Genomic DNA, 20,435 nt, shown 5'->3' with positions numbered 1-20,435 from the left:
TCGATGCTCTGGTCAAATGAAGGTGCGCGAACACCCCGACTTTACTATACAATTTTCAACAGGTTCCGGATTACTCCGGCGGAAACATCCCGACTCAAGGATCTAAAACCGTGGACGGAAGCCATGACACATTGCTCAACGTTATTTTGTTGAACACGTTGCTTGTGTGCATCGTTGTTGTGATTCACAACGAGGCCCTTGTCCGTTTGAGCTCTATTCTCAGCCACGTGCGACAAGGCCACCACTTCCGCCTGATCATCGCAGTGCTCGGCTGCCTGACCGCTCACGCCCTGCAAGTCTGGATCTTCGCCACGGCCTTCTACTTCATGCACCATGCCGAGGGCTGGGGTCGATTACTGGGCAATTTCAACGGCACCCTGCTGGACGCCACGTATTTCTCCTTCACCACCTTCACGACACTGGGATATGGCGATATCGAAGCCGTTGGAATGCTCCGCCATCTCACCGGCATCGAAGCGCTCACTGGTCTGGTATTGATTACCTGGAGCGCATCGTTCCTTTTCCTCGAAATGCAGCGTTTCTGGCCCACGCGGTAATCTCAGGTGCTCAAATCCACTTGCAGCGGGCCAGCGTGTAATACAGCAAAGGCACCACCAACACGGTCAGCAGTGTCGACATGGCCAGGCCAAAGACCAGTGATATCGCCAGGCCGTTAAAAATCGGGTCGTTTAAAATAAAGTAAGCACCCACCATCGCCGAGATCGCCGTCAACGCAATGGGTTTTATGCGCACCGCCCCCGCCAGGACCACCGCTTCATCAAGTTCGACACCCTCCTCAATCAGCTGCCGGATAAACACCACCAGCAGGATCGAATTGCGCACAATAATGCCCGCGAGGGCAATCATGCCAATCATGCTGGTGGCGGTGAATTCACGCCCCAGCAGCGCGTGGCCGGGCATGATGCCGATCAGGGTCAGCGGGATAGGTGCCATGATTACCAGCGGCAGGATATAGGACCGGAACTGGGCCACCAGCAGCACGAAAATCATGAATACGCCTACGCTGTAGGCCATACCCATGTCCCGGAAAGTCTCATAGGTAATCTGCCACTCACCGTCCCATTTCAGGGTACCTTTTTCCGGCAACGGAGGCTGGTCAAGGAAATACTGCTCCGGCGCCCCGGCCTGTTGGCTCAGGCGTTCAACCATGGCAAACATTCCGTACAGCGGTGAATCAATATCGCCCGCCATGTCTGCGGTCACGTAAGTCACCGGCAAAAGATCCTTGTGGTAGATTGCGCCCATCCAGTCGGCTTCACGAACCTCCGCAATGCTCGCCAGTGGAACCAGCGTGCCGCCGCGACTGCGCACCTTCAGGGAGAGCAGCACCGACGGCTGGGCCTTGTCGCTTTCGCCGAGAATCACCCGGATAGGAACCGGGTACTTGGCATGATCGTCATGCAGGAAACTGACATGGGTTCCGCCCAGGGCCACCTGCAGGGCAGCAACCACCTGGGCCTGGGACACGCCCAGCCTTGCCGCGCGATCCCTGTCCACCACCACTTCCCATTGCCGTGTGGGCGACTCGAGCGTGGTGTCGATATCCACCAGGCCGTCGACGCTGGTCATGCCTTGGGCCACTTGCCGCGCCAGTTCCGCCCGGCGATTTTCATCCACCGCATAGATTTCCGCCACCACGGGTGAGAGCACCGGCGGCCCGGGCGGCACCTCGACAATCTTTACGCTGGCACCGTATCGCTCACCGATCTCGGTCAACGGGTTCCGGAGAGACTGGGCAATGTCATGGGACTGCCGGTTCCGGTTCTCCTCATGTACAAGGTTTACCTGGATATCGCCGTGATAGGGCTCGCCACGCAGGTAATACTGTCGTACCAATCCGTTAAAATTGATCGGCGAGGCGGTACCGGCGTAGGTCTGCCAGTTGGCCACTTCGTCCACTGTCTCCAGATAGTGCCCCATGTCCATCAGCACCCGCTGGGTCTGCTCCATGGGCGTGCGCTCGGGCATATCCACCACTACCTGCAACTCGGACTTGTTGTCGAAGGGCAGCATTTTCAGGATCACTGTCTGGAATACTGGTAATGACGAAGCCGCCAGGGTCAGACCCACCACCCCCAGCGCCAGCAAACGGCGCCGCCAGGGATGATCGCCCAGGAACGGCCCCAGCACAATGCGGAACATTCGCAGGGATAACGGGCTCACGCCATCGGCAGAACTGGAGGCCTCCTCGGCTTCGGCGGCCTGCTCCCCCTGCTTGTGTTTGAGGAGCCTGAACGCCAGCCAGGGCGCCACCACAAAGGCGACGATCTGGGACAGCACCATACCGGCCGAGGCATTGATCGGAATCGGGCTCATATAGGGGCCCATCAGGCCGCTGACAAACGCCATCGGAATCAGCGCCGCCATGATGGTGAGACTGGCCATGATAGTGGGCGTGCCCACTTCATCCACGGCAACGGGAATAATGTCCTTCACAGCCCGCCGGGAGTTCTGGATCCGTCGGTTGATGTTCTCGGTGATCACGATGCCGTCGTCCACCAGAATGCCGATGGAGAAAATCAGCGCGAACAGGGACACCCGGTTCAGGGTGAAACCCCAGGCCCAGGAGAACACCAGGGTCAGCAGCAGGGTAATCAGAACCGCAATGCCGACGATCAGGGCCTGGCGCCAGCCCATGGCCGCCAGCACCAGCAGCACAACGCACAGGGTGGCGGAGATCAGATCGGTAATCAGTTTGCGGGCTTTCTGGGAGGCGGTCACACCATAGTCCCGGGTCACCAGCACTTCCACGGATTCCGGTAAGGCCCGGTTGCGCAACTGGTCCAGACGCTCTTCAACGGCCGTGGTGATATTGATGGCGTTCTCGCCCGGCTTCTTGGCAATGGCCAAAGTAACCGCCGGATACACCTCGCCGGGCTGGCCAGCCTTGCCGTCTCCATGGGCCGGCCCGAATCCGGTCATCACACTCTGGTCCACCACGGTGCCACCCCGGCTGACGTCCGCCACGTCCTCCAGGTACACGGCCGCGCCATTGTGCATACCCACCACCAGGCGGCGAACGTCACCCACCGTTTCCAGAAGTGTGCCGGCCTGGACCGGTATCGACAGGTTGTCCCGGGTTATCCGGGCCTCCTGGCTACTGGTGTTGGCCGCGGCCAGTGCGTTACGGATATCGTCGATGGTCAGGTTGAAGCCAGCCAGCAACGCCGGATCGAACCGGATATCGACGCGGTCCGGAATGCCCCCGGTGGTATAGATATCCCGGGTGCCGGGAACCCGCTTCAGGGCGACTTCCAGCATATGCGCCAGGCGGGTCAGTTCCTCACCTGTGTGGCCGTTGACCGGATCGTAGAGGGTCAGGGTCATCACCGGCACATCATCGATGCCCCTGGGTTTGATCACCGGCTGAGTCGCGCCCAGGTTGGCCGGCAACCAGTCCTGGTTGGAATACACCTGATTGTAGAGACGGACGAGGGCTTCCTGCCGTGGAATGCCCACCTCGAACTGCACGGTGATCACCGCCTGACCCTGGCGAGACACCGAATAAACGTGTTCAACGCCCTGGATCTCGCTCATCACCTGTTCCGCGGGCGTGGCGATCGCGCTTTCCACCTCACGGGTGCTGGCACCAGGAAATGCCACCATGATATCGGCCATGGTGACGTCAATCTGGGGCTCTTCCTCTTTGGGCGTAACCACCACGGCCAGCACGCCCAGGATAATCGCCAGAATGGCCAGTAACGGGGTGAGGTGGTTGTTCTGAAAAACCCGGGCGATGGCTCCGGATGGGCCAACGGGCGGCAAATCACGGCTCACGGATTCGACTCCTCGCCCGTTTTTTCAACCGGGCTCAAACGATCGCTGCCGACCAGTTCGGAGGGGTTCGTGACCACACGCTCGCCTTCGCTGAGGCCGGCCAGAATTTCCAGCCTGCCGTTGTTCCGCTCTCCGGTGCGTACCTGGCGCAGCCGAGGCTGCCCCTGCTGGTCCAGCACGAACACGGCGCGGAGTTCGCTGCGTTGAATCAGACTGCTGGCCGGCACCCACAGAGCCTCCCGGCTGGCAACCGGCACGCTGACTTTTACCAGCATTCCGGGAAACAGGGAGCCATTGGGTTCTCTCAGGCGCATCCGCAAACGAAACGTGTGGGTTTGCGGATTGGCGTAGGGGTAGAAGGTCATCTCACCGGTTTCCAGCACCCGGCCGTCAGACAGTGTAACCTGGGCTTGCCGCTCGGTGCGGGCCAGCTCGGCGTACTTCTGGGGCAGGTCCACCACCACCCGAAGCTGCTCCAGAGACAGGCCGCTGAGCAGAGGCTGGCCGGAGTTTACCGACTCCCCAACCTCCACATGGCGCTCAGTGAGGATACCGCCATAAGGGGCGACAACGCGGGTATAAGATAACTGTTCTCTGGCCTCGGAAACCGCCCCTTTGGCTCGCTCCACCCTGGCGCGGGCGGCAGCCAGATTGTTACGGGCCTGGTCGAACTCCTGCCGGGACACAAGCCCCCGTTCGTGCACCGCTTCAATCCGTTCAAAGCGCTGCCCGGCATCCGCCAACGCGGCTTCAGCCTCTTCCAACCCGGCCTCGGCCTGACGCAAACGGGACCGTTGCTCACTGTCCTCCAGCCGGACAATCAGGTCACCGGCGGCAACGGAATCATCCACATCGTAGGGCAGGCTCTGGACCTTGCCGCTGGTCTGCGCAGAAACGGTACTTTGCTGCACGGCTTCAACAACCCCGTCCAGGTCGATTGTTTCCTGTAGCGTTGAGCGTTCCACCGCTTGCGTTTCGATGGTTTCAGCGGATGAGCCAAGACTGATCAGCATCAGAAACAGCACGCGGCGTGCCAGCAGACGTTTAGTCATCGTTATTCCTTAAAGGTATTACCTGATAACCAATTGTAGCACCCACCGGGATTTCCTTCAGCTTAGTCTCTCGCCGGGGCTGATAAATGAAAAAAACCCCGGGCGGAGCAACGTCCGCCCGGGGTATCAATGTCACCCGCCGGCTATGAGAAGCGGGTAACCGCCATACTCGGTTGTTACCACCGGGCCGTCAGCGCGGCACGCACCGTGCGACCGGGTTCGTTGACCTTGAAAAACTCTTCGCCCAGGGCATCCGCTTTACTCACGTGAGATGCCCAGGTCTTGTCGAACACGTTATCCACCGCCCAGGTCAGGCTCAGGTTAGCCATCAATGGGTGGGTACCGGACAGGTTAAAAACGCCGTAACCCGGTGAGGTGCTGGGATCAAGGCCAGACTCCAGGTCTACCCGATCCTGCCGACGCGCCAGCTGCCATTCGGCTTCCAGGGTGTGACCCTGATGATGCCAGCCAAGGGTCTGGATAAACTGAATCGGCGGAATCCGCGGCAGCGCCTTGTCGGCATCCCGGTTTTCCCCCCTTACAGACGCCAGCTTACTGTTCGTGCTCCAGGTTCCGTTACTCCAGCCCAACTGGCCTTCGACACCCAGCAAGCGGGCATCAATGTTGTAGTAGCGATCCTGTGAGCGCAGCACATAGTCATCCACCTGGTCTACCCAGACCGCCGGACGCCAGTTCCAGTTGCCTTCCCGGCCCGACAAGCTGATTTCAAGCTTGTTGTGCTTTTCGGTATCCAGGTCCGGGTTACCCACCCAACCGAGCTTTTTGTTGACGTAGCGTTCGGTCACTCCAGGGCTGCGCACACTGTGGCTGGCCACGACATCCAGGCTACGGCTCGGCGCGTAACGCCACTCACCGCTGACAAAGCCACTGACGTTGTCGTCATTGGCATCGGTGCTGGTGGTGCCATATACCTGCTCGTAAGCCTTGGCCGCACTCATCGACACCATGGTTCCGTCGGGTTTTTTGAGCATATAGGTCTGGTCAGCCTTGGTGGCCTGCATCTCTACACGGTCGTAACGGATACCGGCACCCAACCGGGTGTTCATGCGGATCTGGTGGAAGGCCTCAACAAACACACCCACACGATCCCGCTCAACGCCAGGCCACATATAAGAGGCCACAACGTCTTTATCCACGTTGTTCAAAGCGGCATCCCAATCGTTGCTTTCCACATCCACACCGATGGCAATATCCTTGGTGTAGTTGATGGTCTGATCCAGCACCAGCCGCACGCCTTGAGTACGGGTCTCCGAAGCGGTCAACATTTTCATGGGAGCTGTTTGCTCGCGCAGACTGAAGTTGTCCATCACATGGTCAACGTCCGCCTGCCAGGCCATCAGGTACCAGCCGCCATTGGCAACGGGCGCACCCAGCTCCATTCGATACAGGTCGGTGTCGGTTTTCGGCGCGTCCATACCACGGCCCGGGAAGCTGACATCCCGCTCTTCCTGGCGGCTAATCATGCCTTTGATGTAGACGCCGTTATCAGCCGTCCAGGCACCATCCACCCGGCCTTCAGTGTTCTCATAGGAACTCCGGACTTCGTTACCGTCGCCGTCTTCGTAGTCATCCGCTTCGTCATAGCCGCCGGCCAGGCGCACAAAACGCTCTTTACTGCCGGTTGCTACGCTGCCGTTTATCAGCTTGCCTTCACCGTTATCAGAACCACCAACGGTCAGGTGCCCGGCGGTCGCGTTGTCATCGGAAAATTCCGGCGCGGCGGTGGTGGCCACTACCTGACCACCGGCAATCGGCCCCCAGCGCAACGTGCGGTTACTGGTGCGCACTTCCAGCACAGGCGCCAGCGCCGTGCTCAAACGACTGGTAGGCGGGTCCATCCGGCTCGGGCAGGCACCTTCCACCCGCATACCATCAAGCAGCACCTCCACCCGCTCTTCATTCTGGCCACGGATCACCGGGTCCAGTCCCCTGCCGCCCATACGCGACAGCGAAACCCCGGCATCCGAGGACAGCCTCTGGACCGGCTCAGTCTGAACCGCCGCAGCAGACAGCCGGGCAGCTTCAGCCGACTGACCCTCCGTCACCCGGATCAACATCGGGCCAGTCGTTTCAGACTGTGCACTGGCAAGGGGAGCGACAGCGTAACCGGCCATCACAAGGCTGATACAACGAGCCAGGTGGGTCTTTCTCATCATGGGTTGGCGGTCCTTGGAGCTTTGAGTTAGATGGTTTGCTAATTAGCAGGAATTGTATGCCGCTTTTTTTTTACTGGCTTGAGACACAATGACGCACCCCGTTCGGGGTATCTCCACCGGGTCAGGCCGGGGGCATTACTGCAGATTTACTTGCCAACTACCGCACCGCTGTGGTGCAATCGTTGCCCTTTTTTTGGGCGGCCGTATTTTTTCGCGGCTTTCAATACGCGTATTCCGAGGGCATGACACCATGACTGCAAAACTCGACGAAAAGCTCGAACCAATCTATCAGGACGTTCTTCACCGCAATCCGGGCGAAAAAGAATTCCACCAGGCGGTCCACGAAGTGCTGGAAACCCTGGGGCCCGTTCTGGTCAAGTACCCGGAATTCGCCGACAAGAAAATCATCCAGCGCATCTGTGAACCCGAGCGCCAGATCATCTTCCGCGTGCCCTGGCAGGACGACAGCGGCGAGATCCACATCAACCGCGCCTTCCGCGTCGAGTTCAACAGTGCACTCGGCCCCTACAAGGGCGGTATGCGTTTCCACCCGTCGGTTTATCTGGGCATCATCAAATTCCTGGGCTTCGAGCAGATTTTCAAAAACGCGCTGACCGGCCTGCCCATTGGCGGCGGCAAGGGCGGCAGCGACTTTGATCCGAAAGGCCGCTCTGACGACGAGATCATGCGCTTCTGCCAAAGCCTGATGACCGAACTGTATCGCCACCTGGGCGAGTATACCGACGTGCCGGCGGGCGACATCGGCGTGGGTGGTCGTGAAATCGGCTACCTGTTCGGGCAGTACAAGCGCATCACCAACCGTTACGAATCCGGCGTGTTTACCGGCAAGGGGCTGGACTGGGGCGGCAGCCGCGCCCGCACCGAAGCCACCGGTTACGGCACGGTGTTCTTTACCCACGAGATGCTGAAGGCGCGTGGTGACTCCCTGGAAGGCAAAACCGTGGTGGTTTCCGGCTCAGGCAACGTCGCCATCTACGCCATCGAGAAATGCCATGAACTGGGCGCCAAGGTCATTGCCTGCTCCGATTCGCAAGGCATCATCGTGCATGAAGCCGGCATCGACCTGCAGACGGTCAAGCGCATCAAGGAAGTGGAGCGTCGTCGTATCAGCGCCTACACCGAGTATCATAAAGACGCCCGGTACGTGGAAGATGGCAACATCTGGAGTGTTCCGTGTGACGTCGCGCTGCCTTGTGCCACCCAGAACGAGCTCAACGGCAGCGATGCCAAGACCCTGGTCGAAAACGGCTGCATTGCCGTTGCCGAAGGCGCCAATATGCCAACCACACCCGAAGGCATTATTCTGTTCCAGGAAGCCAAGATTGCCTATGGCCCTGGCAAGGCGGCCAACGCCGGCGGCGTAACCACGTCGGCACTGGAAATGCAGCAGAATGCCAGCCGGGATTCCTGGACCTTTAACTACACACAGAAGCGTCTTGAGGAAATCATGATCGATATCCACAAGAACTGTTACGAAACCGCCGCCGAGTTCGGCTCCGAAGGCAACTACGTACTGGGTGCCAACGTGAACGGTTTCCTGCGTGTGGCCAAGGCCATGACCGCGATGGGCGTTATCTGATCAGGCCATGAACAGCCAGACGCCTCACCCAACCGACAACCGGGTTTCTACCGGCCTGGCCGGTCTGGATGAGGTGCTGGATGGCCTGCGAATCGGTGACAATGTCGTCTGGCGGGTATCCGATCTGGACGATTACCGCCGATTCGTGTTTCCTTTTCTGGATGCCGCCGCCAGCGCCGGCCGGCAAATTATCTACCTTCGCTTCGGCGAACACCCCCCGATTATTGATCAGCACCCCGCCGTGCGCACTATCCAAATCGATGCACTGGGCGGCTTTGAAAGCTTTACCGGCCGGATCTGGCGCCTGATTGAACAGCATGGCCGGGGCGCTTTCTACGTGTGCGACAGCCTGAGTGAACTGCTCAATGCCTGGGCCACCGACGCCATGGTCGGCAACTTCTTCCGGGTGGTGTGCCCGTTTCTGTTCGAACTCGACACCGTCGCCTGGTTTGCCCTGCATCCGGACCGCCATTCCCGCATGACCCTGGACCGCATTCGCCAGACCACCCAGGTGATGATTGACGTGCACCGTTATGGCGACGAGGTGCAGATTCATCCCATCAAGGCCTGGCGACGACAGTCACCCACCATGTTCCTGCCCCACCGGGAAGCACACGGGCAATTCCTGCCCATTACCGACAGCAGTGATGCCACTCGCATTCAGGCCACCCTGGAAGCCGAACGCCTGCATGGCCAGCCACTGCTGGACTATTGGGACCGGCTGTTCCAGGAGGTCAGCCGGGCTCTCTACGAGCGCGACGAGGCCTGCATTCCCGAGTTGCAGGAGCAGGTGCTCCGGGTGATGATCAGCCGCGACCCCCAAATTCTGGCGCTGGCCCGGCGCTACCTGACCCTTGAGGAACTGCTGACCATCCGCAGCCAGCTGGTCGGTAGTGGCTATATTGGCGGCAAGGCCACCGGTATGCTGATCGCCCGGAATATCCTGCTGAAGGATGCGCCGGATCTGTGGCAGCAGAATCTGGAGCCTCACGATTCCAGTTACCTGGGCACAGATGCCTATTACGCCTTTCTGGTACACAACGGGCTATGGCCGGCGGTCATGCGCCAACGCTCCCAAGAGGGCTATCTGAGCGAGGCACCGGCACTGCGCAAGGCCATTACCGGGGGGCGGTTTCCGGTGGAAATCCGCTCCGAGCTGGAACGCCTGCTCGACCACTACGGCCAGTACCCGATTCTGGTGCGCTCCTCCAGCCTGCAAGAGGACGGCTTTGGCAACGCCTTTGCGGGCAAGTACGACAGTGTTTTCCTGATTAACCAGGGGCCGCCGGAACAGCGCCTGGAGGAACTCGAGGATGCCATCCGCCAGGTGTATGCCTCTTCCATGAGCGAAGACGCACTGGTGTACCGCAAACAGCGGGGACTGGATCAGCGCGAGGAGCCCATGGCCCTGCTTATTCAGCGGGTCAACGGCCGTTTTCACGGCCGCTATTACCTGCCGGATGCCGCCGGCGTCGGCGTCTCCCGAAATACCTTTGCCTGGGACAGCACCATGAACCCCAAGGCCGGCATGGTGCGCCTGGTGATGGGGCTGGGCACCCGAGCGGTGGACCGCATCGAGGGTGACCACGCCTGCGTGATGGCGCTGGACCACCCCACGCGCCAGCCGTTCCGCAACAACGACGAACACTACCGGTTCTCCCAGCACCTGGTGGACCTGCTGGACCTCCAGGCCGGCAGCCTCAATACCCGCCCCATGGCCCAGTTACTGGAGTCAACCGACAGCCTGCCGGTGGCCGAACTGGGCGAGATCGATCGGGAAGCCAGCGCCCGGGCAGAGCAAATTGGCCTGCCCGGGCCCGTATGGCGCCTGACGTTTCGCCCTCTGGTTCAGCACACGGGCTTTATTCAGCGGCTATCGGACTTGTTATCGACTCTGGAAGCCGGTTACCGGCACCCGGTGGACATCGAATTCACCCTGCACCTGAACAGCGGCAGTGATCCTACGTTTAATCTGGTCCAATGCCGGCCGTTGGCCACCATCGGTGAAACCGGCCCGGTCGCCCTACCCGACCATCTGCCCGCAGGGCGACAGATTTTCCGGACCCGGGGCCACTTCATGGGCGGAAACATTAACCTGGGTATTGACCGGGTTATCAGAGTCGACGCAGACCGCTATGCCAGCCTGAGCATCAGCCAGCGCTACGACGTTGCCCGGCACATCGGCGACCTGGTGCGGGCAGACAACGCCCGGACTCTGCTGATCGGCCCCGGCCGTTGGGGCACCAGCAGCCCGGAACTGGGGGTGCCGGTGCGGTTTGCGGACATCGCGGGCGTCAGTGCGTTGGTGGAGGTGTCCGAGAATGCCGGCGAGATGGTCCCGGACCTTTCCTATGGCTCCCATTTCTTCCAGGATCTGGTGGAAACCGGCATTGCCTATGTGGCGCTCTTCCCGGAATCCGGCCAATGCCAATACGACCCCGGGCATTTGCCGGGCGAAGTTTCTCAGCCCGGGGGCGCTACCGAAGCGGAACGTGCTGTCCGGGTATACCGGACAACGCAGCCGGCCCTGTTGCTCCAGGGCGACGTAGTGAAACAGGAACTGGTGTGTTACCAGAGGCTTGACCAGACGCAATAGCGCACCTTTTTTCGCACCCGGGCTAAGCACACACTGCTAGAATGCCCGCCATGGAATGGTTAACACACTCACAGACCGGCTTTCGCCACGCGGCCCGCTACCTTCTGGGTATGCGCCTGGCCATTATTCTGACCTTACTGGTGGCGGTGGCCGTGGCCGAAACCATCATCACTCTCGCCCATCGAGCCGAGTCGCTGCTGCTTTGCCTGCTCTACGGTGTTCTGGCCACGCTCGGATGGCTGTGGTTCAGCCGGCGGCCACCCGCTTCTGCCATTCTGGTGAGCCTGACCCTGGCCGCCGATCTGATACTGATCGGAATCTGGCTCTACCTGACAGGCGGTTATACCAATCCGCTCGTGTCGTTGCTGCTGCTGCCGATTGCCGTTGCCATCATCCTGGTGCCCGGGCGCCAGGGCATCGTACTCACCGTGTCGGGCATTCTGGTCTACGCCGCACTGGTACTCTGGCATACCCCCGCCATTGAACACCGGCATGATCAGGCCGACCTGGCCCAACTGCACCTGGTGGGTATGTGGGTGACCTTCGCACTGACCGCCGCCATTCTGTTACTGGTGGTGGGCACTCTGGCCAGACAGTTACGGGCCCAGCAGGCCCAGCTGGGGCAATTCCGTGAAAACCGCCTGCGCGATGAACAGATTATTGCACTGGGCCTATCTGCTGCCGCCGTCGCCCATCGGCTGGGCACCCCTCTGAACACCATGACCCTGCTTCTGGATGAAATCCGTGCAACACCGGCGGCAGAGAGCGACCCCCATCTGCGGGAAGACCTGGACACCATGCAGCAACAGCTGATGCTCTGCAGCAACCATCTACAGCAACTGACCCAGGCGGCGGTGCAGGCGCGCACGGCCCAACCGGAGACGCTGCCGGTGCGGCAATGGCTGTCTCGCCTTCGGGAATCCGCCACGCTGCTGTGGCCCGCGGGCCGGTTGTCCTGGGCCGACCACTGGCCTGAGGCCGAGGTAACCGTCGACGCCACCCTGGACCAGGCGGTGCTCAATCTTCTGGCCAACGCCCTGACCGCAAGCCCGCAATGGGTTGCCGTCCATTGCCGGCTGCCCGGCAGCGATCGCCTGGAAGTGATTGTCGAGGACCATGGTGACGGACTGGAGAGTGCCTTTGCCGGAGCACCGGGCCAGGACGTGGTGGACTCACGGAGTGGCCTGGGCGTTGGGCTGTTTCTGTCCAACGCCACCATACAACGGTTGGGCGGTAGTCTTCGCGCACGGGTGACCGAGGCCGGCACCACAATGGTCATTGATCTGCCCGTGGCCCAACGGCCGGAATAAAGAGGATTCTGAAAGTGTCTGAACGTGAGCACTGGCTCTTAATCGATGACGACGCGGCATTCCTGGAGGTACTCGGCCGTTCCCTGGCGCGCCAGAGTATCGACTGCACCCCGGCACACACGCGTGCCGAAGCGCTCACTGCCGGCGCAACAAACCAGTTCAACCGCTGCGTGCTGGACCTGAATCTGGCCGGTGAAAGCGGCTTGCAACTGCTGCCGGAACTGCTCGAGCAGCAAGCCTCCCTGGAAATCCTGGTGTTGACCGGCTACGGCAGCATCGCAACAGCGGTCGAGGCCATGCGCCGGGGCGCGGTCAACTACCTGTGCAAACCGGTGACCGTCAGCCAGCTCATCCACGGTTTCGAGCCGCTGGAAGGCGCGCCACAACTGCGCACCGAGCCACCCTCAGTGGAAGAAATGGAGTGGGAGCACATCCAGCGGGTTCTGAACGAACACGAGGGCAATATTTCCGCAACGGCCCGGGCTCTGAATATGCACCGGCGCACGCTGCAACGCAAACTTCAGAAGCACTCGCGCTGGCGAACCTAGGCAACACCCCGCGATCTGCCAAAAAATTGATTGATATCAAAAACAAGCAACCCATTGCCAGTATCGACGGCTTCCGGAACCCGCTATCCTCCACGGCCGTCTGCAAAAAATGGATATCGAACAGTCGGAAATAGCTTATTTCATCAGCTATGTTAAAAATGATAACTTCATCTATTCTTGAAGGGAGTCGAGAACGCAACACATTCCCAGCCGAGCCGATGTCAGCCGTTGCCCATGAAAACACCGTCAGAAGCCATCGACCCCCTGCGCCTGGCGCTTGTTGCCAGGCTCACCCGCAATATGATTCTGATACTCGATGCCGGTGGTGCTCTGGAATGGGTGAACACCGCCTTCGAGCAGCATACCGGCTATCGCCTGGAAGACATCAAAGGCCGCCGCCCCAGCGACATTCTGGCTGGCCCTGAGACCGACCGGGACAGCATCACCCGAATACGCCAGCACCTGTTCTGCAATACCGAATTTGAAATGGACCTGCTGCAGTACACCCGCGAAGGCAAGCCCTACTGGGTGCACACCTACTGCACGCCGGTGGGTGAAGCTCAGGGTGTAGAGCCCGGCTTTGTCATAGTACAAACAGACATCTCGGACCGGAAAAACGGCGAGCGTGGCTTGCGCATTGCGGCCAGTGTGTTCGAGCGCAGCCACGACGCCATCATCATCTCCGACCACAGAAACCGCATTGTTGATGTAAACCCGTCTTTCACTCTGATTACCGGTTATGCCCGGGACGAAGTACTGGGGCTGAACCCGGCCATCCTCAGTTCCGGACGGCATTCCCCGGCCTTTTACCGCAGTATGTGGCGAGCAATTGATCGGGAAGACCACTGGCGTGGCGAAGTCTGGAACCGGCGCAAGAATGGCGACGAGTTCGCCGAACTGCTGTCGATCAGCCGGGTGCACCTTGAAAGCCCCGGCTCCTATTACCACGTGGCCACCTTCTCTGACATCACGGCGCTGAAGAACCATGCCACGGAACTGGACCGCGCCGCCAACTACGATCCGCTTACCGGCTTGCCCAACCGACAATGGCTGGAAGAAAGACTGCGAACCGCCCAAAAAAAGGCCCGCAGAAACCATCAGTCTCTGGTGGTGGGTTATCTGGATATCGACGGTTTCAAGCAGGTGAACGATCAGCTGGGCAACGACGTTGGCGACGAAGCCCTCCGTACGATCGGGGATCGCCTGAGTAAACGGCTGGATGCGGAGACCATTATCGCCAGAATTGGCGGCGATGAGTTTGTACTGATTCTTGAAGGCGACTATTCCGAGCAGGATTACCGGCAGATTCTCTCGATGATCAGCGACCCGATCACCATCCGGAATAAACCCATGATCCTCACCGCCAGCCTCGGGATTGCACGGTACCCCGAGGACGACACCGACGCCGAAGGCCTGATCCGCCATGCCGACTATGCCATGTCGGCCGCCAAAGAACGCGGCCGCAATCAGTTCGCGGTGTTTGACCCGGGCCAGTATGCCTGGCAGAACGAACGCCGCTTTCAATTGATTGAGATTGCCCGGGCACTTGAAAACAACGAATTCGAACTGCATTTCCAGCCCCAGCTTCGAATGGCGGATTCCGAAATCTGCGGCTTTGAAGCGCTGATCCGCTGGAATCACCCGGAAAAAGGCCTGATTCCACCCGGCCAGTTTTTGCCCACAGTCGAGCAGAGCCATCTTGAAATCCCCCTGGGTGACTGGGTCCTGCGCAATGCCGTGCGCCAGATGGACGAGTGGCGCCAGGCGGGAGAGGCACTCCCGGTGTGCATCAACATCAGCGCCAATCACCTGACGGACTCCGCCTTTGTAGAGAAGATCTCGGCCTGTTTGGAGCGCTATCCCTCCGTTGATCCGCAAAAAATTACTCTGGAGGTCCTGGAATCGACGGCACTTGAAGATACCCACAGTGCTGCCAATGCACTGGCCCAGTGCCGCGCACTGGGGCTGCAGGTAGCACTGGACGATTTTGGAACCGGTTTCTCCTCATTGACTTACCTGCGCAATTTACCGATCGATATGATCAAAATCGATCAAAGCTTTATCCGCGATATCGTCAGCGACAACAATGATCGGGCCATTGTTGAGAGCATCATTTTCATAGCCCAGCGGTTCCGGCATACGGTGCTGGCCGAAGGGGTGGAAACTCTGGAGCATGCAACCGCGCTCCGGGATATGGGCTGCGGTCTGATTCAGGGCTACGGTATTGCCCGGCCAATGCCGGCAGATCGTGTTCCGGAATGGCTGAACGACTGGCGCAACAGCCGGCGCCACCAACCCAATGTCAGTGATCTGCGGTCAAACAACGGTTTTGGAGAGTACATATAGCGCCAACCGGGCTCACCGGTAGCGCTTCTGGTCCAGAGTGCTGAGCCGGTCTGGATGAAACACCATCAGGCCCGTCACAAAGGCGCCGTTGATGAACCCCTCCGGGATCATGAACAGGGGCAGATACCTCAGGTATTCATGGGTCAGTTCATCAAAGCTGTAGGTGCCGCTGGACCACAGCATCAGGCACATGACAACGCCGGCCGCGGCCACAGACAGGCCCGCTCCGAAAAAACCGCAGAAAAAAATGTAGGCGAAGAAGTTCCGGAAATTGCGGTGGCGCTCCCACAACATAATGCCGTGGCTGACCAGAGCCGGTACCATCACCGTCACCAGACCGTTGGCGGCAAACATCATAACCGGTTCGCGGCCGGTGATGACCGTAATCACCAGAGCCAGCAGGCCAGCCAGTATCGCCAGTGCCCAGCCAAGCATCAGGGTGATCACCGTAATACCGAAGATATGAATGGCCAGGCCAGGTGAAATACCCGCCCTCAGCTGCCAGAGAAAGCCCAGCGCCACCGCCGCACCAAAAAACGTATGCTGGCGCACGGTATCACCGCGCAAACCGGCCCAGTCCACGGCCCGCAGCACGCGCAACAGGATCACGACAAACAGGGTGGCGGTGATCAGCCACTGACTGGTGGACAGCAAATTGTCGGTCATTCCCATGGCACGGTCCCGGTATGGGTGCGGTTAGATGAACGGATAGTGTCTACACATACCCCGTTCACCGTCAATGAGATCACAACACACTGGCCGATCAGGCAGCTGTTGCCATCCGGCCAGTCAGTGCCTGCCAGGCCTCGAAGGTACTCAGGAAGATGCGCCCCCCCAGATGTTCCAGTAACTCGGTGCCCTGCAACCGGTCCATGACGGGGCCTTTAATCTCCGAAAAATGCAAGCGGACACCTGCATCCTTGAGGCGCTCATTGATTGCCTCCAGGCTCTCCAGGGCCGAGGCATCTATCAGATTCACGGCCGGACACACCATCACCAGATCGGTCATTTCAGGCTCCCGGGTAACCAGATCCATCACCGTTTCTTCCAGAAAGCGGGCGTTGGCAAAATACAGGCTTTCGTCTACCCGCAGGAAGGTGACTTTCGGGCACAGCTCCACGCCATGCCGCAGCACATTGCGGAAATGTTCGGTACCCGGCACCCGGCCCACCACCGCACTGTGCGGACGACTGGTGCGGTACAGAAACAGACCGATCGACAGCGACACGCCGGCAATAATCCCGGCCTCAACGCTGTGCGCCAGGGTCAGCACGATGGTCGCCAGCATGGCGCCAAAATCGGTTCGGGAATAGCGGAACGTCCGGCCGAGCGCAGGCAGATCAATCAGCGTCATGACCGCCACAATAATGGTCGCTGCCAGCGTGGCCTGGGGCAACCAGGCAATGGCCGGGGTCAGAAACAGCGTGGCCAGGGCGATGCCAACAGCGGTAAAAGCCCCTGCTGCCGGCGTTTCAGCGCCGGCGTCAAAGTTAACCACCGACCGGGAAAAACCTCCGGTGACCGGCATACCGCCGGACAACCCGGACCCGAGATTGGCAGTGCCCAGCCCCACCAACTCCTGGTCCGGATCAATGCGCTGGCGCCGTTTCGCGGCCAGGGTCTGCCCGACAGACACCGATTCCACAAAACCGACCACGCTGATCAGCAGCGCACTGACCGCAAGCTGCGACCACAACCCCATATCCAGGCTTGGCATGGTAAAGAGAGGTAATCCCGAAGGCACATCGCCAACCAGCCGCACGCCAGCTTCATCCAGCGCCAACATCCAGGCCAGCAGAGTGGTGATCACCACGGCCAGAATGGGGGCGGTTTTGGTGAGAATATCCGCCAGCCTCGGCGCCAGGCCCAGCCGCTTCAGTAACGGCTTGAGGTACCGGCGGGACCACAACAGGAACGCCAATGCGCCCACGCCAATGCCCAGGGTAGGCAGGTTGGCGTTGTCCAGGGCCAGCAGCAGGGAGAGGCAGATATCCAGCAGATTGTGCCCCCCGGCCTCGACTCCGAAAAGATGCTTGAGCTGGCTCGCCGCAATGACAAGACCCGAGGCGGTGATGAAACCGGAAATGACCGGATGGCTCAGAAAGTTGGCCAGAAACCCCAGTCGCAGCAAGCCCATCACCGTCAGCATCAGACCCGACATTACCGCCAGCAGGACGGCACCGGCCAGGTAGTCCGATGTTCCGGCCTCCGCCAGGGGGGCCAGCGCCGCTGCCGTCATCAGAGAAGCCACGGCGACCGGCCCGACCGACAGTGTTCGGCTGGTGCCGAACACGGCGTAAATCACCAGAGGCAGAATACTGGCGTACAAACCGACCTGTGCCGGCAGGCCGGCCAGAAGGGCATACGCCAGGGACTGTGGAATCAGCATGACGGTCACAATCAGCGCGGCCACCAGATCGCTGGTTGCCTGGTGGCGGCCGTATTGCGGCGCCCACTGCAGAATGGGCAGATAGCGTTTCAGATTCATGGGCCTGTCAGAACCGGTTAATCGGGACTTTCAGGTAAACCTGACCGTTATCCTCGGCCGGTGGCAGGTGCCCCGCGCGCATATTCACCTGAACCGATGGCAGAATCAGCCGGGGCATATCCAGGGTGGCATCGCGCTCGGTCCGCATCTTCACAAACTCTTCCTCAGACACCCCCTCGTGCACGTGCACGTTGGCCTCGCGCTGGTCCGCCACGGTGGTCATGTGCTGATACACATCACGCTCCGGTGCCTTGTAGTCGTGGCACAGGAAAAGGCGGGTTTGCGGAGGCAGGGCCAGTACTTTTTGAATTGACCGGAACAGAACCCGGGCATCGCCCCCGGGAAAATCGCAACGCGCTGTGCCGTAATCCGGCATGAACAGCGTGTCGCCGACAAACGCGGCATCGCCAATAACGTAGGTCAGGCAGGCCGGTGTGTGGCCTGGCGTATGCAATACCCGCCCCTCCAGGCTGCCGATGGCAAAGGTATCGCCTTCCTCGAACAGCCGGTCAAACTGGCTGCCATCACGCGCAAACTCGGTGCCGGCGTTGAACGCCTTTCCGAATATTTCCTGTACCTGGACAATTCTCGCCCCGATACCGGTTTTCCCCCCGAGGCGCTCATGCAGATACGGCGCCGCCGACAAATGATCGGCATGCACGTGGGTCTCCAGAATCCACTCCACGGTCAGCCCATTGTCGCGAACGTACTGGACGATGGCCTCCGCCGACCGGACATCCGTGCGGCCAGCGGCATAATCGAAGTCCAGTACCGAGTCCAGAACAGCGCAGGCGCGGCTGTCCGGATCCCGCACCACGTAACTGAAGGTATTGGTGGGTTCGTCGAAAAAATGCTGAACAATCGGCTGAGTCATGGTGTTCACCTCTGAAGTCGCCTGATCCTTAATTTAGAATAAGGATATACTGAAACGATATAAAAGGTGAAATGCTGTTTTCTTATATCCGCGATACCCCGAATGCATCAACCAGACAATTCCGACCACTTTCCTTGGCCCGGTAAAGACGTTCATCGGCAAAGCTGATCAACGCCTCCGGGGTTACCGGCTGTTCAGTCAATTCGGAGACACACACCGCACCGGCACTGACGGTGAAGCGCAAGGTTGTGCCCGCACAGTCGAATGCTTCCTCCCGGACGGATTGAAAAATCCGCGCGGTGAGGCCGGCCACATCCGACTGATTCACGCCGGCAAACACCACAATGAATTCCTCTCCGCCAAAACGGGACACCACATCGGTGGTTCGGCTGCATTCATTGAGTAGCGCGGTGAAGCGCTGGAGAATCTTGTCGCCCATCAGATGCCCGAACGAATCGTTGATCCGTTTGAAGTGATCAATATCAAACATCACCACGCAGAACTTTTCACCGTACCGGTTACAGGCGGCCAGCATTTCCTCCATGCGGGGCAGGAGGTAACGTCGATTATAAAGCCCTGTCAAAGGGTCGCGGATGGAACGGCTGACCAGCTCCTCTTCCAGCTGGTTACGCTCAAGTGCTCCAGACAGCAGTCCGGAGACGATAATCATCAGGTGGGATTGGTCCCGGCGCCAGGGCCGCAGGCTCAGGGAATCCACTCCGAAGAAGCCCATGACCTGCCCACGGACGATAATGGGCGCGCAAATCATGGATTGCACACCTTGCGACTGCAGCAGGTGTTTTTCTTCCGCGGCTTCCGCCGGCAAGGCGCTCGCATCCTCGACAAACACGACCTTGTCCTGCTCGATCATGCCCCGGATTTGCGCCTGCCACCAGGCAAAGCCTGAAACATCCACCTCCTGCTGAGATTCCCTGACGGCGGTCACGCCTTCCCGGCACCACTCGTGGGTGTTGGTCATTTTCGAGAAATTGTCGGCAAAGGCGTAGACATACGCGCGGTCGACCTGAAAAAACTCGCCAATCGCCTGCAGCAGTTGATCAATACACTCGTCGATGGTGCTGAACCCGAGGTGGATGAACTCCGCCGACAAGGCTGCGATCATCTGCTGGAAACGGGCCTGATAAGACGCCTCTTCTTCGCTTTTCCTGAGGTTCTGCTCCAGCGCCTTGTAATGATCAATATTGATGAACTGGCCATACCAGATGATGCTGCCATCGGCTTGCTGCTCCGGTATGGAGGTTGCCTCATACCATTGCAGCTGGCCGCTACGCTCTCTCATTCGGGCCTGATAGCACCAGGGCGACAAAGTCTTCGAAGACAATATGATCGAGGCCTCAATGCCCTCCCGATCCTCTTCGGCAATCAGCGTAAACATGGATGCTGCGTCTCCCTGCAGCAATTCGGGGTCAATCCCGAACAGATCCCGAACCCGATCGCTGATGAAGGGAAACCGGTGGGACTGCCCGTCGGCGCTTACCTGATAGGTAAACAGAACACCGGGCACACTGGAGGCCAGTTTCCGAAAAAAACGCTCGGAAGACGGAGGTGTTTCGCCCAACGCGGGGGAGGTTTTTTCTTTTCCTGGCATAGCGATAGGGTCCGCAAAAGCTATTACCAAAAGTGTA

At 59.7% G+C, this 20,435-nt stretch carries 13 protein-coding genes; 6 read left to right on the top strand and 7 right to left on the bottom strand.

The window, feature by feature from the left end; genetic code table 11:
* Positions 1-110 precede the first annotated feature (110 nt).
* On the top strand, positions 111-557 hold the full coding sequence (locus ACP2AU_RS05110) for an ion channel (protein WP_426375022.1): 447 nt from the start codon (positions 111-113) through the stop codon (positions 555-557).
* A 10-nt stretch (positions 558-567) separates the two neighbouring features.
* On the opposite strand, the gene ACP2AU_RS05105 is transcribed toward ACP2AU_RS05110, so the two are convergent.
* From ACP2AU_RS05105 to ACP2AU_RS05095, 3 genes are all read right to left on the bottom strand, one after another.
* Complete coding sequence (locus ACP2AU_RS05105; RefSeq protein ID WP_426375021.1) at positions 568-3,798, bottom strand: efflux RND transporter permease subunit; 3,231 nt, start codon at positions 3,796-3,798, stop codon at positions 568-570.
* Positions 3,795-4,850, bottom strand: coding sequence for an efflux RND transporter periplasmic adaptor subunit (locus ACP2AU_RS05100; RefSeq protein ID WP_426375020.1), 1,056 nt, complete (start codon positions 4,848-4,850; stop codon positions 3,795-3,797). The genes ACP2AU_RS05105 and ACP2AU_RS05100 overlap by 4 nt, the downstream gene beginning before the upstream one ends.
* A gap of 176 nt (positions 4,851-5,026) precedes the next feature.
* Positions 5,027-7,027: a TonB-dependent receptor domain-containing protein gene (locus tag ACP2AU_RS05095; protein ID WP_426375019.1), complete on the bottom strand. Its 2,001-nt coding sequence runs from the start codon at positions 7,025-7,027 to the stop codon at positions 5,027-5,029.
* Positions 7,028-7,277: 250 nt separating this feature from the next.
* Here ACP2AU_RS05095 and gdhA point away from each other — a divergent pair, with 250 nt between their 5' ends.
* The 5 genes from gdhA (at position 7,278) to ACP2AU_RS05070 (ending at position 15,427) form a co-directional block, all read left to right on the top strand.
* Positions 7,278-8,627: an NADP-specific glutamate dehydrogenase gene (gene gdhA / locus ACP2AU_RS05090; protein WP_426375018.1), complete on the top strand. Its 1,350-nt coding sequence runs from the start codon at positions 7,278-7,280 to the stop codon at positions 8,625-8,627.
* 7 nt (positions 8,628-8,634) lie between these two features.
* Positions 8,635-11,223, top strand: coding sequence for a PEP/pyruvate-binding domain-containing protein (locus ACP2AU_RS05085; protein ID WP_426375017.1), 2,589 nt, complete (start codon positions 8,635-8,637; stop codon positions 11,221-11,223).
* A gap of 50 nt (positions 11,224-11,273) precedes the next feature.
* The gene (locus ACP2AU_RS05080) at positions 11,274-12,533 is read left to right on the top strand and encodes a sensor histidine kinase (RefSeq protein ID WP_426375016.1); all 1,260 of its coding nucleotides are present in this window, start codon (positions 11,274-11,276) and stop codon (positions 12,531-12,533) included.
* Between the two features lie 14 nt (positions 12,534-12,547).
* Entirely contained in the window at positions 12,548-13,081 is a 534-nt protein-coding gene (locus tag ACP2AU_RS05075) for a response regulator transcription factor (protein WP_426375015.1), read from the top strand.
* Between the two features lie 234 nt (positions 13,082-13,315).
* Positions 13,316-15,427 carry a putative bifunctional diguanylate cyclase/phosphodiesterase gene (locus tag ACP2AU_RS05070; protein ID WP_426375014.1) on the top strand — a complete coding sequence of 704 codons (2,112 nt, stop codon included), beginning with the start codon at positions 13,316-13,318 and terminating at the stop codon, positions 15,425-15,427.
* Positions 15,428-15,439: 12 nt separating this feature from the next.
* Here ACP2AU_RS05070 and ACP2AU_RS05065 read toward each other — a convergent pair whose 3' ends face one another.
* From ACP2AU_RS05065 to ACP2AU_RS05050, 4 genes are all read right to left on the bottom strand, one after another.
* Positions 15,440-16,099: an energy-coupling factor ABC transporter permease gene (locus tag ACP2AU_RS05065; RefSeq protein ID WP_426375013.1), complete on the bottom strand. Its 660-nt coding sequence runs from the start codon at positions 16,097-16,099 to the stop codon at positions 15,440-15,442.
* A 91-nt stretch (positions 16,100-16,190) separates the two neighbouring features.
* Entirely contained in the window at positions 16,191-17,915 is a 1,725-nt protein-coding gene (locus ACP2AU_RS05060; protein WP_426375012.1) for a SulP family inorganic anion transporter, read from the bottom strand.
* Positions 17,916-17,922: 7 nt separating this feature from the next.
* The gene (locus tag ACP2AU_RS05055; RefSeq protein WP_426375011.1) at positions 17,923-18,789 is read right to left on the bottom strand and encodes an MBL fold metallo-hydrolase; all 867 of its coding nucleotides are present in this window, start codon (positions 18,787-18,789) and stop codon (positions 17,923-17,925) included.
* 82 nt (positions 18,790-18,871) lie between these two features.
* Positions 18,872-20,398 (bottom strand): diguanylate cyclase, encoded by a 1,527-nt coding sequence (locus ACP2AU_RS05050; protein WP_426375010.1) that lies wholly within the window; start codon positions 20,396-20,398, stop codon positions 18,872-18,874.
* Positions 20,399-20,435: the final 37 nt, after the last annotated feature.

Origin of the sequence: Marinobacter sp. VGCF2001 (genome assembly GCF_049943275.1) — a bacterium.
Taxonomy (GTDB): Bacteria; Pseudomonadota; Gammaproteobacteria; order Pseudomonadales; family Oleiphilaceae; genus Marinobacter.
The sequence above is the reverse complement of the archived record's forward strand: the minus strand, read 5'-3'. Positions and strand labels throughout refer to the sequence as shown.

Excerpts from the sequence above, each read along its gene's own strand:
- ACP2AU_RS05100 (WP_426375020.1), bottom strand. The coding sequence starts at position 4,850 with ATGACTAAACGTCTGCTGGCACGCCGCGTGCTGTTTCTGATGCTGATC.
- ACP2AU_RS05050 (WP_426375010.1), bottom strand. The coding sequence starts at position 20,398 with ATGCCAGGAAAAGAAAAAACCTCCCCCGCGTTGGGCGAAACACCTCCG.
- ACP2AU_RS05085 (WP_426375017.1), top strand. The coding sequence starts at position 8,635 with ATGAACAGCCAGACGCCTCACCCAACCGACAACCGGGTTTCTACCGGC.
- ACP2AU_RS05065 (WP_426375013.1), bottom strand. The coding sequence starts at position 16,099 with ATGGGAATGACCGACAATTTGCTGTCCACCAGTCAGTGGCTGATCACC.
- gdhA (WP_426375018.1), top strand. The coding sequence starts at position 7,278 with ATGACTGCAAAACTCGACGAAAAGCTCGAACCAATCTATCAGGACGTT.
- ACP2AU_RS05095 (WP_426375019.1), bottom strand. The coding sequence starts at position 7,027 with ATGATGAGAAAGACCCACCTGGCTCGTTGTATCAGCCTTGTGATGGCC.
- ACP2AU_RS05055 (WP_426375011.1), bottom strand. The coding sequence starts at position 18,789 with ATGACTCAGCCGATTGTTCAGCATTTTTTCGACGAACCCACCAATACC.
- ACP2AU_RS05080 (WP_426375016.1), top strand. The coding sequence starts at position 11,274 with ATGGAATGGTTAACACACTCACAGACCGGCTTTCGCCACGCGGCCCGC.
- ACP2AU_RS05070 (WP_426375014.1), top strand. The coding sequence starts at position 13,316 with ATGAAAACACCGTCAGAAGCCATCGACCCCCTGCGCCTGGCGCTTGTT.
- ACP2AU_RS05060 (WP_426375012.1), bottom strand. The coding sequence starts at position 17,915 with ATGAATCTGAAACGCTATCTGCCCATTCTGCAGTGGGCGCCGCAATAC.